The sequence below is a fragment of the Mesorhizobium sp. M7A.F.Ca.ET.027.03.2.1 genome, assembly GCF_003999175.1.
Taxonomy (GTDB): Bacteria; Pseudomonadota; Alphaproteobacteria; order Rhizobiales; family Rhizobiaceae; genus Mesorhizobium.
On record NZ_RZOM01001687.1, the window covers coordinates 1 to 729 of the forward strand.

1 protein-coding gene is annotated in these 729 nt (G+C 52.1%); it reads right to left on the bottom strand.

All coding sequences use genetic code 11. The features are described from left to right. Positions 1 to 18 precede the first annotated feature (18 nt). Positions 19 to 729: plasmid partitioning protein RepB (repB, locus tag EN750_RS37380; RefSeq protein WP_127399481.1), on the bottom strand; the 711-nt coding region annotated here is incomplete at its 5' end.

A 729-nucleotide genomic window follows, 5' to 3' on the forward strand; every position in this document is an offset into this window, starting at 1 on the left:
CCTTTTTCTTTTGCGGCTTCAGACTCCTTGTTTCGTGGTGGACTTCCGAAAGGCCTCAAACAGGTCGTCCAGTTGTCCGGCGATAAACGCTGCGAAACGCGATCCTTCGGCCTCTCCCACGGCAATCATGGTAGTTTTTCCGTTGTCTTTGAGGCTGACGCTGACCGTTTTGTCTGGAGCAGCCCAGGATTTCATAGCAATCATGGGCTTTGATGGCTTGGCCGGAGCCGCAGGTCCTTTAATCGCATTGGTATCCGACGGGAGCGTCTCAAGCAGCATGATGAATCTGTCATCGGACGTTGCCTCGCGGAATTTGTTTTTGTGAGTAAGATCGAAGGCTTTCGCGAGTGAGCCATCGACGGAATAGCGGTTTGAGAATTCCTGCCATCGTCCTCGACCAATCCCGGGGGCTTTGCCAATCGATTGCAGTATCTCCTTGTCGACCGAGGAGGCGATTTTGATCATCTCGGAAACGTGCGATTTTCCGGTCGACAACGAAGCGCAGATGGTATCCCGTTTGTATCCTGCTTCCTGTTGCGCAAGCGCAAAAGCGCATTTTTCGATGTATGAAAGATCCTCTCGAGCTGTGTTTTCTTCCCCTTGGAAAATGACAGCTTGTTCATCGGTTAGCTCGCGGACGGCCGCTTTGAATCCGATCCCAAGCTGCTTAGCTGCCGCTAGTCTTCTGCGACCATAGACGATTTGAAACTCGCCATCCTTGCCTTGTAC